Source organism: Streptomyces sp. ISL-100 (assembly GCF_018614615.1).
Classification (GTDB): domain Bacteria; phylum Actinomycetota; class Actinomycetes; order Streptomycetales; family Streptomycetaceae; genus Streptomyces.
This window is the reverse complement of record NZ_JAGGOK010000034.1, coordinates 40,716-53,813: the sequence shown is the minus strand read 5'-3', so window position 1 is coordinate 53,813 and position 13,098 is coordinate 40,716. Positions and strand designations below refer to the sequence as shown.

Sequence of the window (13,098 nt, the reverse complement as noted above, 5' to 3'; positions counted from 1 at the left end):
ATCTTCAGCGGCCTTCTAGACCGGGATCGACCGCCCGGGGTTGACCGGAATGGCCCCCCGCGGCTAATCGGCATCGTCCTCCCGGGGTTAATCCCTCTCGCTGTCGGGCCAGATTCCTATGTGGTCCTGTTCCAGTTCCAGCATGACCCGGTGTTCCATGCCCAGCGTCCGGGTGTACTCCGCCGGGAGTTGCAGGCGGCCCGCTCTGTCCAGGGTCGCGTATTCCCTTGCCACCACCGACTCCTGGCCCGTCGTCGCGTCGACCTGCGTACGGCGCAGTACTTCCGACGACGTGCGGCCGTCGCGGATGGCCACCGTGCGGCGTACCTCGCTCGCCACCTGCTGGTCGTGGGTGACGATCACGATCGTCGTGCCGAGCTCCTCGTTCGCCGTACGGAACGCCTCGAAGATCTGCTCCGCCGTCGAAGAGTCCAGTTCGCCGGTCGGTTCGTCCGCCAGGAGTACCGAGGGGCTGTTGGCCAGCGCCACCGCGATCGCCGTTCGCTGCTGCTCGCCGCCGGACATCTGGTGTGGGCGGCGGTCGCGGCAGTGGGCGACCTCCAGCATCGTGAGGAGCGCGTCGGCGCGTGCGGTGCGGTCGCGGGTCCGGTTGCGGCCGCGCAGTTGCATGGGCAGGGTTACGTTCTGAGCTGCCGTCAGGTACGGGAGAAGGTTGCGTGCCGTCTGCTGCCAGACGAAGCCCACCACGTCCCGCCGGTACCGCAGCCGTTCCTTCGCCCCCATCGCCAGCAGGTCGCAGCCCGCCACCTTCGCCGCGCCCGCCGTCGGCTCGTCCAGGCCCGCCAGGATGTTCATCAGGGTTGATTTGCCGCTCCCCGATGCTCCGACCAGGGCCATCAACTCGCCCTCCTCGACCAGGAGGTCGAGGCCCTGGAGGGCCTGGACCTCCACCCCGTCCGTCGTGAAAATCCGCACCAGGCGGTCGCAGGAAATCAGCGCGTCGTGGCCGTACGCCGGGCGGGTGCGGTGGGTTGTCGCGCGTTGTTCGAGCTCGGCGAGGGAGGCTGCGGGAGAGGTGGGGGAGGTTTCTGTCGTCATGTGGCGTCTCCTGCCCTGAGTTCCGTTGTCGTCCTGAGGCGCGTCGTCCACCATGCCTGCACCGTCGCCACCGCCGCCGCGATCGCCACCACCGCGCAGGCCGGCAGGAGCAACGACCATGGGTCCGTGCGTAGTCGTACGGGCCCCAGCGCGTCCAGCGGCTGCGGCGCCGCCATCGCCAGCTCCGCCAGGTCCAGGCCGGGGCCCAGCAGCCGGATCGCCGCCCAGCCCACCAGCGCCCCGCCGAACGCCGCGAGCAGCGCCTGCGGGAGGGATTCGACGACGAGCAGGCGCCGGCCCTGAGCGCGGGTGAGGCCCATGGTGCGCAGCCGGGCGAGGAGCGCCCTGCGTTCGGGGACGGTCTGTAGCAGGGAGAGGAGTACGGCCAGTACGGCGTACCCGGCGCCCGCCGCCACGGCCGCCGTGCAGACGCGCCCGGCGCCCGCCTGGAGCGGTGAGTCGGCCAGCGCGGCGCGCTCCTCGGAGCGGAACTTGACGTCGATGTCCTTGCCCGACTCCCTTACCGCCGCCGACACCGCCGCCGTGTTCATGCCGTCTCCCGTGACCAGAAGAGTGTTCGGCGACGGGGGACGGTCCAGTTCGGCGGCGTTGACCAGCAGGAAGCCTTCGTCCGGCAGGGCGGGCGTGGTGGGGCGTTGCGCTGAGACGCGGACGTCGAAGTCGCCTGCCAGGGACGAGAATCGCGTCGTACCCGCGCCGAGCCGCCTGGCCACGGACGGGGACGCGATCGCCCGGACAGGGCCGGCGGACGCGGAGGAGCCGCCCGGCCTCTTCAGGATCTCGGGCGGGAAAGCGCCCAGGCCCGTGCGGCGGGCCAGCCGGGCGTACGACTCCGGTTCCACGGCCACCAGGGTCACCGAGCCTTGGCCGTCGCGCAGGTCCAGGTCGTGGTCGATGAGCACGGGCGTCACCTCACGCACCCCAGCTACCTCGCGCACCGCACCCGTCAGGGACGGCGGCAGGGCCTTCAGCCCCGAGATCCGCGCGTCCGCGCCGACCGCCAGCGTCGACGCCCGCTCCCGCGCGTCCGCGATCCCGGCGAGCACGGAGCCGCCGAAAGCCGCTGTGGTCAGCGCGGTCAGCAGGGCGAGCAGCGGCAGCGCGGCGGTGGCGGGGGAGCGGCCCGCGCGGGCCAGGGCGAGGAAGCCGATCGCGCCGCGCCGCCGGGCCATGGGCCGGGCCGCGAGCCGCAGGGGCAGCGGGTAGAGGCGTACGAGCACGAGTGCCGCGATGACGCCGACCAGCACCGGCGCGGCGCTGATCAGTTGGTCGACCTGGCCCGAACCCGCGCCCCGGCGGCACAGCGCGGCGACCGCCCCGGCGGCGAGGACGAGCAGGGTGAGCTCGGCGACCGTACGCCGCCTGGACGGCCTCGCGTGGACCAGGTCGTCGCGCCCGCCGTGCACCCGCAGCCGACGGTGGACGTACACGGCGCGCAGCGGCAGCGCACAGCACGCGATCAGGGCGACGGCCCCAGAGGCCAGCGCTGCGGCAAGCGCGCGGCCTTCCGGCAGGAGCAGCGCGGCCAGCGCCCAGCCGCCCGCGCCGGCGGGCACGGCCAGTACGGCGGTCTCGGCGAGCAGCCGCCCGCCGATGCCCCGCACCGAGCCGCCGCGTGAGCGCAGCAGCGCGAGCTCGGCGCTGCGGCGCGCGGCGGCCAGGCCACCGGCCATCAGCAGCACCACGGCGGCGACGGTGCCTACACCGAACGCACCGACCGCGACAACGGGGTCGATCGCGCCGAGGGAGCCGGAGAAGGAGGCCAGGACGTCGTCGAGCCGGGAGTCGACGGACACGTCGGGCACGGCCTCGGCGCGCATCCGGGCCAGGTCTGGTCCGTGTTCCAGGGAAGCGATACGGGTTCTGAGCCCCGGCAGTCCGGCGGCCGTCAACCCGTCGGCCCGGGGTGCGAAGCGCCAGTACAGCTCCGGGCTGGGGTCGACGCCGAAGATCACGGGGGCGGCGTCCGGAGCCAGCAGCAGCGCCGCCACCCAGTACCGCTTCGCCTCCCCTCCACCGGGCTCGAACTGCAGGCCGGGGGTGCGCAGCAGCGGTTCGAACGACCAGTAGCTCAGCTCGGGCAGGCGCGGCTCGACGATCCCGGTGACGGTCACCGCCAGGGCGCCGCGCCGCAGGGGCGAGCCGACATGGACGGTCGAACCCACTTTGAGCCTCAGCGACTTGGCGGTAGCGGCGGTGACCGCCGCCTCCACTGCGCGCGTCCGTCCAGTGACCGTGCCGGCCTCGGCGCGCGGCAGCCGGCCCTCCCGCAGCCGGGAGTGCTCGGGCAGCCCGGACTGGCTGCTCAGCGAGAACTTCGGCGGCAGGCCGTCCGGGCGGGGCAGCCACGGATCGTCCGCGATGAACGGCTCGATGGTGCGCACGCCGTACGCCGACTGCGCGGCATCGGCCGCCAGCCCGTCCGGCAGCAGCCCCCTCGCCTTCCCGTACTGCTCGGCCATCAGCGCGGGCCGCGCGGACTCGTGGCGCCGCGACGGATCGATCTCGGGGTCGGACAGGTCGGTGGTCAGCTCGACGACGCTCTGATGGGCCGACGCCGTGCTGACCGCGTGGCGCAGGCCCCGGTCCTCGTACGTGTCGACCGCACGCGGAAACGCCGCCGCGAGGGCGGAGGTGAGCAGCACAAGCAGCACGAGCGCGACCGCCGGGCCCGGCGCGGAGCGCAGCCGGGTACGAACCCAGGGAGCAACGGCCTTTTGCCCCTTCTTGCGCACGTCGCCCGTATCACCCATGTTCAGTTGCCTCCTTGGGTGCGCAGCGCGGTCGCCGGATCACCGCGCCGCAGCGCGAGCGCCGCTACGATCAGCAGAGGTACGGCGGCCACACCGGCCAGCAGCGCCGCCACCGGCCCGGCGGGCAGCTCCACCAGGACGTGCGGTACGGGCTGGGTGGCCTGCCCGGTGAGCACGATGAGCGGGACAACGGCCCGGGTCAGCACGGTGCCCAGGGCCAGCCCGACGAGCATGGCCAGCCCGATCAGCAGACCCTGTTCGGCGGCGTGCAGGCGGGCGAGCCGGCGCCGGGGTGCGCCGAGGGCGCGCAGGATGGCGAACTCGGCGGAACGTTCCCGCAGCGAGCCCGCCACGCTCACCGAGAACCCGACGGCGGCCAGCGCCGCCGCGACGACGGCCGCCGCGAGCAGCGCCGCCTGCGGCCCCGCGCCCAGCGGATCGTCGTGCAGCTCCCGGGCGATCTCCTCGCGCACCTGGATCTGCGCCGGGTCGAGATCTCGCCGCTCGCGCAGCGCGGAGGCCACGTCGGCGGACTTGCCGGGATCGGTGAACAGCCACCATTCGGTGGGCGGGAGCGAGGCGTTGGGCCGCGCGGCGAGGACCCGGTTGACGGCGCGCAGGTCCAGGAGGACCGCGCCGCCCTCGGTCTTGGGGTCCTTGGCCTGCGCGAGGGTACGGGTGCTCGGCCCCGTGGTCGGCAGTTCCCGTACCACTGCGGCGATCTTCACCTTCAGGGACTCGCCCGCCAGCGGGACGTCCAGGACCGAGCCGAGCTCGGCGCCGCTGGAGTCCAGGAAGCGGTCGGTCACGACGGCCGCGGGCAGCGACGGCTTCCGTGTTGAGGTGGTGATCCGGATGTTGATGGCCTGGGGAGCGGCGTACTCGCCCCCGAAATCCACCGGCCTGCCCGTGTTGTACGTGAGGTCCAGGGGCTCGGCGGCGGAGGAGCGCAGCCGCCCCACGCTCGGCATGACGTCGATCACGGCGCCGTCCGTCGAACCGATGGCCGCCTTGGCGCGCCACTTCAGGCCCTTGGGCAGCGGGACCTCGCGGGAGGCGCCGTCCGCGCCGACGGACCGTACAGCGGCGATCGTCAGCCGCTCGCGTGCGTCCTCGACGTGGAGGAGCTGGCGGTCGATGTTGATCGCGGTGAGGGCGAGGGGACCGGCCGGCTTGCCCTCGGGGGCGCCGGCGGCCCGGGCGATGTCCAGCGTGTAGGTGTGCGGACGGCCGCCGGGCCGCAACTGCCCCAACGACAGCTGGTACGGCACGCCGTAGCGGTCCTCCAGCGTGAGCGTCACGGCAGGAGCCAGGTCGTCGCCGGCCTTCAGGCTCGTCGAGCGGAAGGTTACGTCGAGGGCGAGCCGCGCGGTGTCCTTGGGCATTAGCACGCCGCCGCGAGACGCCGCAGGCTTCAGCGTGCCGATCACGCGGTCCGGGTCCTCACCGTCGGCCAGATCGTCGCGCAGCCGCAGGCCTTCGCCCGCGCGTGCGGTGTCCAGGGCGAGAACGGTCGCGGAGCGTCCGTCGGACAGTTCCAGGTTGGTACCGGCGGCGGGCGCCGCCGAGCGTACGCCCGGCATGCCGTCGTACACCCCGCCCTGTCCCAACTGCGGCGTGCTGCTGCCCAGTACGCGGACCGGCGCACCCGATCTGAAGTCCGCCTGGTCGTCCTGCGAACGGTCCCAGGTGGCGCCCTGCCCGATCGCCGGCATGCCCATCGCCACGGCCAGTACGAGCAGCAGCACCGGGCCCGCGCCGCGCATAGGACGGCGGCTGAGCTGCCAGCCCGCCAGCGCCGCGGGCAGCCCTCTGCCCCGGGAGGCGCGGCGCTCGGCGAGGCGGGCGATGGGCGGCAGCAGCCGCAGGGTGAGCAGCGTGCCGGCCAGCAGCGCCAGCGCGGGGGCCGCGACCAGCAGCGGATCGATGCCCAGCCTGCCCTCGCGGTCGCCGCTGATCGCACCGCTGCCCGAGCTCTGCCGGTCAAGCTGCCAGTACGCGACACCGGCGATCACCAGGAGACCGATGTCCGCGCCGGCCCGCAGCGGACCGGGCAGCGCACGCACACGGCCGCCGCCCTCCCCGCCCCCGCCCAGCGCCGGAGCCACCACGGCCGCCGCGCAGCCGACCGCCACCACGGCGCCGACCAGCCAGATCTGCCCGGTCTGGGCGGTGTCGAGGCGCAACCCGATCCGGGACAGCGAGCCCTGGCCCGCGATCAGCCGGGTCAGTGGCCCGGCGAGCAGCGGCGCGCACAGGCCGGCGGGCGCGGCGAGCAGGACGGCCTCGACGGCGGCGAGGACAATGATGCGCTGCCGGGAGCCGCCACGGGCCCGCAACAGCGCGGTCTCGCCCGCGCGTTCGGAGCTGAGCAGGCGGGCGACCAGGAGGAGCGCGTAACCGGCCAGCAGCACCAACTGGAGCGAGACGATCAGCAGCGTCGACCGCGAGACCAGGAGCGAGCGCTCCGACTGGTCCAGCACGTCGGGCAGCGAGGTGCGGACGCTGACCTTCCCCTTGAGCGGCTGCCGCGCGTCGAGGTGCGCCAGGCTGCTCTTCGCGGCTTCGCGCAGCGGTCCGATCCGGTCGGTGGTGACCGCACGGAAGTCGGCGGTCGCCAGCCAGCTGACGTGGCCGACGCTGACGCGGCCCGAGCTCATGAGCGCGGGGTCGGCGAGCAGCGGACCGTACGTCGTGAAGGCGACCTTGCTGACGCCGCGGCCGCCCTGCTCGTCCAGCTGCCAGTAGGGGTCCGCCGGGTCGGCGGGGCGGTAGAGGCCGGTGACGCGGATCTTGAGCGAGGGGCCGCCGAGCCGGTCGGTGAGCGAGAACACCTTCCCGCCGGGCTTCACCTTGAGCTCCCCGGCGACGGCTTCGGGCAGCGCCACACCGTAAACCCCGCCTGCGCCCTTGCCGGGCCAGGTGCCCGCCGTCAGCCGTACCCGCGAGCGGTCCAGCGAGGCGAGATGGGTGAGATCGGGGCTGTCCTCGGTGGCCCTGGACGACCGCAGGCCCGACGGCAGGGCGTACGGTCCGGACCGGCCGAGCCTGCGCAGCCCCACCGGCAGCCCGTCGAACGCCTCGCGCGCCCCGGCCAGCGCCGCGTCGTCCGCCGCCTTCCGCCGACTGTCGCCGGCGTCGGTCAGGGCCTCGCCCTTGATCAGCAGCGCCGCCGATGCGGCGTTCCTGGTGCGCAGGGAGTGGCGGAGGCCGGCGTCCCCGATAGAGGAGGAGAAGGCGGCGAGGGTGGCGAGTACGGCCGTGCTGAGGAGGACGGAGAGCAGCGCGGCGGCAAGCAGCAGCCGATGCGCGCGTACGCGCAGAAATATGAACCCCGCCACCCGTTCCCCCGAAACCACCGCGCTGTGGTGCTACGCACCCCATTGGCCTGTGGGGATGCTGTCAGAGTCGACAGGCGGACGAAACCGCTTTCACACGGGCCTTGACGCGATCGTGACCGGATTCCGGGCGCCGGTCACCGCAATGTGCCGCGTCAGCGGCAGATCAGCCGTCGGTGTTCAGCATCGACGCGGCGGCGTACGTCAGGTAGTTCCACAGCTGCTGCTCGTGCTCCTCGGAGAGCCCGAGCTCGTCGACGGCAACGCGCATGTGCTTCAGCCAGGCGTCGTGCGCGGCCTTGTCGACCGTGAACGGCGCGTGCCGCATCCGCAGGCGCGGGTGGCCGCGGTTGTCGCTGTACGTGCGGGGGCCGCCCCAGTACTGCATCAGGAAGAGGGCAAGCCGCTCCTCGGCGGGGCCCAGATCCTCCTCCGGGTACATGGGCTTGAGCAGCGGATCCTCCGCGACTCCCTGGTAGAAGCGGTGGACCAGGCGCCGAAAGGTCTCCTCGCCGCCGACCTGCTCGTAGAAGGTCTGCTCCTGAAGCGTGCCGCGCGGAATCTCATTCACGCGTCCATCGTCTCAGACGCGGCGGCGGAGGACCTTGGGCCTAGGACCACCCCCGATCCACGGCCACGGCTACGGCTCCCGGGTACTCGCCTCGCGGGCGGCGTCGCGCGACAGTGGGCGTATGGGCGCACACCAAGTTGACATGTACGCAGAGGCCCGCGCGGCACTGGTACGGGAGATGGCGGCGGCCGGGGCCCTCGACGACCCCGCCTGGCGCGCGGCCTTCACCGAGGTCCCGCGGCACCTCTTCGTGCCGTACTACTTCGTCGGTGGCCCGGCGGGCTACCAGCGGCTGTGGGGCGAGGACCCCGATCCGGCGCGGCGGCAGCGCTGGCTGGAGGGTGTCTACTCGGACACGCCCCTGGCCACCCGCATACGCGGTGGCGAGCTGGTCTCCTCCAGCAGCCAGCCGTCGCTGATGGCCGGGATGCTGGAGGAGCTGGACGTACGGGACGGGAACGCCGTGCTGGAGATCGGCGCGGGGACCGGCTACAACGCGGCGCTGCTCTCGCATCGGCTCGGCGACGATCTGGTGACGACGGTCGACCTCGATCCGGAGATCACCGAGTCGGCTCGCAAGCATCTGGAGGCGGCCGGCTACCACCCGGCTGTGGTCACGGGCGACGGGGCGCGCGGCTGTCCGGCGCGGGCTCCCTTCGACCGGATCATCGCGACGTGCGCGGTGCCGTCCGTACCGCGCGCCTGGCTCGCCCAGTGCCGGCCGGGGGCGCGGATTCTGGCGCCGCTGGCGACGGGGCTGATCGCGCTGGACGTACGGGACGCGTCGCACGCGGAGGGGCACTTCCTGCACACCCCGGCGTACTTCGTCCCGCTGCGCGGGACAACGGCGGAGGCCGCGCCCAGGCAGCTGGGCGGGTTGCCGCGGCGGGCGCTGGAGAACGACCTGTTCCGGTTCATGCTCAGCCTGACCGCGGGCAGCCTGGATCCGCACGAGGCGCTCACGCTGTGGCACCGGGAGAAGCGGCCGTCGCGGGAACGGTTCGGGGTCACGGTCACGGAGGAGGGGGAGTGGGCTTGGCTGGATGATCCGCGGGGGCCGTATGCGTGGCCGCTGCTGGGTGGGGCGGCGGGGGCGTAGGCGGGCCGCTGCGCGGGGCTTTCCCCGACCCGCCCCTTCCCGCTGTGACACTTTGCGGCTCTGCCGCGTGGGGGGCTCCGCCCCGGACCCCGCTCCTCAAACGCCGGAGGGGCTGACGTTGCCCAGGAAGGGCAACGTCAGCCTCGTCCGGATAACCAGATCTTTAACCCCGGCGGACCGTGATCGTCGTCCACGCGCCCACGTGGACGCGGTCGCCGTCCTGGAGCGGGATCGGGACGTAGGGCTGGATCGGGTCCTCGGCGCCGTTGACCGTGGTGCCGTTGGTCGAGTTCTGGTCGACCACGGCCCAGGAGCCGTCCGGCTGCTGCACCAGGACCGCGTGCTGGTGCGATACGCCCGGATCCTCCGGCGGTACGGACAGGTCGATGTCGGGGGCCTCACCCGTGCTGTGGCGGCGGCGGCCGATGGTGATCTGGTTGCCGGTGAGCGGGCGCTGCTGCTCGGGCGAGTACGCGGGCAGGTTGAGGCCCGCGGCGTCGGGACCGCTGCGCTGCATCATCGCCATGAAGTACTCACGGTCGGGACCCACGGTCGCGGTCCAGCCGGCCGCCGGAGCGGGCGCCTGGTACTGCTGCTGGGGCGGCGACTGTTGTTGTTGTTGCTGCTGCTGTTGCTGCTGGGACGGCGGGGGCAGCATCCAGTCGTCGTCGCCGTTGCTGTCCCGCTGCGGGGGCGCCGGCGGCTGCTGGTGCTGCGGCGGTGCGGGCGGTGCCTGCTGCTGGAAGGACGGAGGCGGCGGACCCGGCTGCGGCTGCTGCTGGAACGGCGGCTGCTGCTGGAAGACGTGCGGCGGGGCCTGCACGCCCGACTGCTCGGGCGCCAGCGGCTCGGCCGGCCGGTTCATCTGCGACGGCCGCGAGCTCTGGTACTCGTACGGGTCACGGGCATGCGGAGGCTGAGAGGGCTGCTGCGCCTGCGGGGGCGGCGGCGGACCCGGACGCTGCGCCTGGAAGCCGGGCGGCAGGTTGAGACCGGGACCGGGACCGGAGTTCTGCGGGGCGACCGGCGTGTAAGACGTCGCCGTGTTCGTCAGGTAGTTCCAGCGGCACTCCTCGCAGAACGGGGCCATGGCCTCGCGCGGGGTGCGGCACTGCGGGCAGATTTCCGCCTGGGCGGTGGCGTCCGGCCCGGGCGGCGGGAAGCCGTAACCGGAGGGGGCGCCTCCAGGCCCAGGCCCAGGCCCAGGCCCAGGCCCAGGCCCAGGCCCAGGGCCGGGGCCCTGCGGGTAGCCGTAACCGGGAGCGGGTGGCGGCGGCGGGGGAGGCGGCGGCACGGCGCCGGCCATGCGATGGCCGCAGACCTCGCACCAGTCGTCGGAACCCGACTGGTGTCCGTTCGGGCAGGTCGGCATGTCGGCGCTTCCCCCTCTCTCGTTCGGCCCGAAGGCCCTAAATCGGTACTTCTCGCAGCTTTTTGGTTACTTCTTGACGCGAACTGTCTTGGTCGAGCGCGTTTCGAGGGTCATCTCGTCCGCCTCTGCGACCTTCGCCTTGAGTCGCACAGTACCCGTCGTCGCGTCGACGACGTCCACCACCTTCGAAAGCAGTTTCGCGGTGTCCGCGTTCCCGGAAGCGGCTGCCAGCTGCACCGCACGGCCCAGCTTCGCCGTCGCTCCATCGAAATCACCCGACTTGCGCGCATCAAGCCCTTGTTGGATGACTTGTGCCAGTTCTGCCTGGCCCGTGTAGTGCGCCACCTGCGGGTTGATGGAGGTGGACGCGACCATGTCGTCCGTCCACACCGCCCGTACGAGCCCCTGGGAGAGCGTTTGCGGCGTACCACCGCCCGACGGGTCGGGGAGGACGAGGGAGACGCGGGCCGCCAGCATCTCCTGGCCGATGCCGACCTCCGGCACCCTCACGCACACGTGGTAGTCGCGGGACTCGTCGCCCCAGGAGCCCGTCGGGTAGTCCCCGGCGCGCGGGCCCACCTCGGTGCGCCGCCCGGTCAGGTCCTCGACCGCCGGCGCCACCTGCTTGACGAACCTGATCTCCACCCCGACGGGCGTCCACAGCCGCAGCGCCACGTCCGCGACCTCCTTGCCCATCGCGCTCTCCATCATCTGCGTGAAGTCCGCGGAAAGGCCGCTGGGGTCGGCGACGATGTCGGCCGTGCCGAGCAGCGCCGAGGCGATGCCGGTGACCTCCTTGACCTCCCAGTCCGTACCGACGCCACGCGCGTCACAGGTGAAGCGGCCCGCGCAGGCTTCGAGCGCGGCCTGCAGGTCCTTCGGAGTCTCGTGCTCGTTACGTCCGTCGGTCAGCAAAATGCCGTGCCGGATGGGTACTTCGGCCTGGCCGAGCAGGCGGTCCGCCAGGCGCAGCCACGTGCCGATGGCCGTGCCGCCGCCCGCGCTCAGCCTGTACAGGGCCTCCTTGGCCTGCGCCCTGGTCACCTCGTTCGCAGTCGCGAGGCGCCCGTTGCCCGGGTAGACCTCCTTGGCGACGTGCGTACCGCTGACCACGGCGAAGGCGACGCCGTCGCGCAGGGTGTCGACGGCGGCCGCCGTGGCCTCGCGCGCGTTGCGCATCTTCGTCGGCGGGTACTCCATCGAGCCGGAGCAATCCACCATGATCACGACGGCGGCGCTCGGCACGCCTTGCCCCTGCCGCTGCCCCGCCGGTATGTACGCGGCGCCGCTCGTGCCGCCCCCGGTCGATGTCACGGTGACGATCGCGTTGACCTCGCGGCCGCCCTCCGGCAGGTACTCGTTCTGGTACACGTCGACGGAGAACTGCGGCACATGCGACTTGGAGAAATTGGCCATGGTCAATCGGCTCCTCGGGACGGACGGACGGTCTCGCCTCGACTCCACCGCACAGGACAGGTGGTGAAGGCGGTGAGAGAGTGGCGTGTGCGGTCGGGGATACAGGGGATGCAGGGGCCTTACGCCGTGCCGTAGGCCGATCCTGCCCCTTGCTCCGGCATGGCGAACGGCAGCACGGCCACTGTTACGTTGTCGTGGCCCCCGCCGTCGAGCGCGTGCCCCACCAACACCTGGGCGCAGTGCAGCGGCCGTACGGCGGCATCGGCCGGTGCGGCCTGCGCCATCTCCTGCGCCGCCTCCGCGTAGTTCCACAGGCCGTCGGTGCACACGACCACCACGCCCGGCCGGTCCGGCTTGAAGGAAGCGGTGTGCGGCTCCAGTTCGTACGCGTCGGCGCCGAGCCAGCCCGTGATGGCGTGGGCGCGCTCGTCGGCGTACGCCTCCGCCTCGTTCATCAGACCCGCGGCCACCATCTGGGCTGCCCACGAGTCGTCCTCGGTGAGGCGGGCGGGGGGCGCGGTGCGGTCGTCGGGCACCCAGTAGACGCGGCTGTCGCCGACCCAGCCGACGACGAGCAGGCCGCTGGCGACGATCGCGCCGACCAGGGTGCAGGCGGGCGCGTTGGTGTGGTGGTTCGGGTCGTGCTCCACGGCGTGACCGGTGTCCGTCGCAAGGGAGTTGACCGACTCGGCCGCCGCTACGATCGCCTCGTGCATCGCCTGCTGCGGGTGCGTGCCGCGCGGCAGGGACTCCAGGAGAGCCTCGTTGGCGGCGATCGCGGCGGCTGCCGACGCCTCGTCGGGGCGGGTCGCCGACGACACGCCGTCGCAGACGATCGCGACGACGGCGGGCGAACCGTCGGGCAGGGCCGCCGACGAGACCGCGAACGAGTCCTCGTTGCGGTGATGGCGCAGCCCGCGGTCGCTGACGGCGGCGACCGCGTCCAGCTCCTGCTCCATGTGGTCGCGCTCGCGGGGCTGGGCGTGGCCGCAGTTCTCGCAGTAGCCGTCGTCGTCGATCCGGCCGGTACGGCACGCGACGCACACCTTGGCGAGCGTGCCGGACGGGGGTGTCGGCCCGGGCGCGACGGAGCGGGGGTCGACGGGCTGCGGATCAACGGGCTGCGGCTCTGGCAGCGGCTGCGGCTGCGCGGGTACGGCGGCTACCGGCGCTGCCAGCGCGAAGTCGCCGGTCTCCGACGCCGCCGGGGGCGGATTGTCGTACCGTACGGCCGCCGACGGCACGTCCGTGCCGGGCTCCGTCGCGCCTGCGCCCCCGCACGCGCCCCCGCCCGCGGCTGCGGCGCTCGGCGCGACCGTGATGGCCACCGTGGGGTGGTCCCCCGGCGGCTGCGACAGGGCCGACAGGTCGTACCCGCACGCCCCGCAGAACAAGTCGCCCGGCTCCAGCGGCTCTTCACAGCCGGGACAGGTCGGCTCAGCAGGCAGCTGGCGCATCTGCGACATCTT

General features: G+C 73.1%; 8 protein-coding genes. 1 reads left to right on the top strand and 7 read right to left on the bottom strand.

What is annotated here, in order from left to right; all coding sequences use genetic code 11:
• Positions 1-87: 87 nt before the first annotated feature.
• From J7E89_RS15320 to J7E89_RS15305, 4 genes are all read right to left on the bottom strand, one after another.
• Entirely contained in the window at positions 88-1,059 is a 972-nt protein-coding gene (locus J7E89_RS15320) for an ABC transporter ATP-binding protein (protein ID WP_214973828.1), read from the bottom strand.
• Positions 1,056-3,833, bottom strand: a complete 2,778-nt coding sequence (locus J7E89_RS15315) for an ABC transporter permease (protein WP_214973827.1) — start codon at positions 3,831-3,833, stop codon at positions 1,056-1,058. Before J7E89_RS15315 ends, J7E89_RS15320 begins: the two co-directional genes overlap by 4 nt.
• Before the next feature lie 2 nt (positions 3,834-3,835).
• Positions 3,836-7,174 (bottom strand): FtsX-like permease family protein, encoded by a 3,339-nt coding sequence (locus J7E89_RS15310; protein ID WP_214973826.1) that lies wholly within the window; start codon positions 7,172-7,174, stop codon positions 3,836-3,838.
• Positions 7,175-7,337: 163 nt separating this feature from the next.
• Positions 7,338-7,742 carry a globin gene (locus J7E89_RS15305; protein ID WP_214973824.1) on the bottom strand — a complete coding sequence of 135 codons (405 nt, stop codon included), beginning with the start codon at positions 7,740-7,742 and terminating at the stop codon, positions 7,338-7,340.
• A gap of 121 nt (positions 7,743-7,863) precedes the next feature.
• Here J7E89_RS15305 and J7E89_RS15300 point away from each other — a divergent pair, with 121 nt between their 5' ends.
• Positions 7,864-8,841: a methyltransferase domain-containing protein gene (locus J7E89_RS15300; RefSeq protein ID WP_214973822.1), complete on the top strand. Its 978-nt coding sequence runs from the start codon at positions 7,864-7,866 to the stop codon at positions 8,839-8,841.
• Between the two features lie 163 nt (positions 8,842-9,004).
• On the opposite strand, the gene J7E89_RS15295 is transcribed toward J7E89_RS15300, so the two are convergent.
• The 3 genes from J7E89_RS15295 to J7E89_RS15285 form a co-directional block, all read right to left on the bottom strand.
• Positions 9,005-10,213 carry an FHA domain-containing protein gene (locus tag J7E89_RS15295; RefSeq protein ID WP_214973820.1) on the bottom strand — a complete coding sequence of 403 codons (1,209 nt, stop codon included), beginning with the start codon at positions 10,211-10,213 and terminating at the stop codon, positions 9,005-9,007.
• 66 nt (positions 10,214-10,279) lie between these two features.
• Positions 10,280-11,629, bottom strand: a complete 1,350-nt coding sequence (locus J7E89_RS15290) for a VWA domain-containing protein (RefSeq protein WP_214973818.1) — start codon at positions 11,627-11,629, stop codon at positions 10,280-10,282.
• Between the two features lie 119 nt (positions 11,630-11,748).
• Positions 11,749-13,095 carry a PP2C family serine/threonine-protein phosphatase gene (locus tag J7E89_RS15285; protein ID WP_214973816.1) on the bottom strand — a complete coding sequence of 449 codons (1,347 nt, stop codon included), beginning with the start codon at positions 13,093-13,095 and terminating at the stop codon, positions 11,749-11,751.
• Positions 13,096-13,098: the final 3 nt, after the last annotated feature.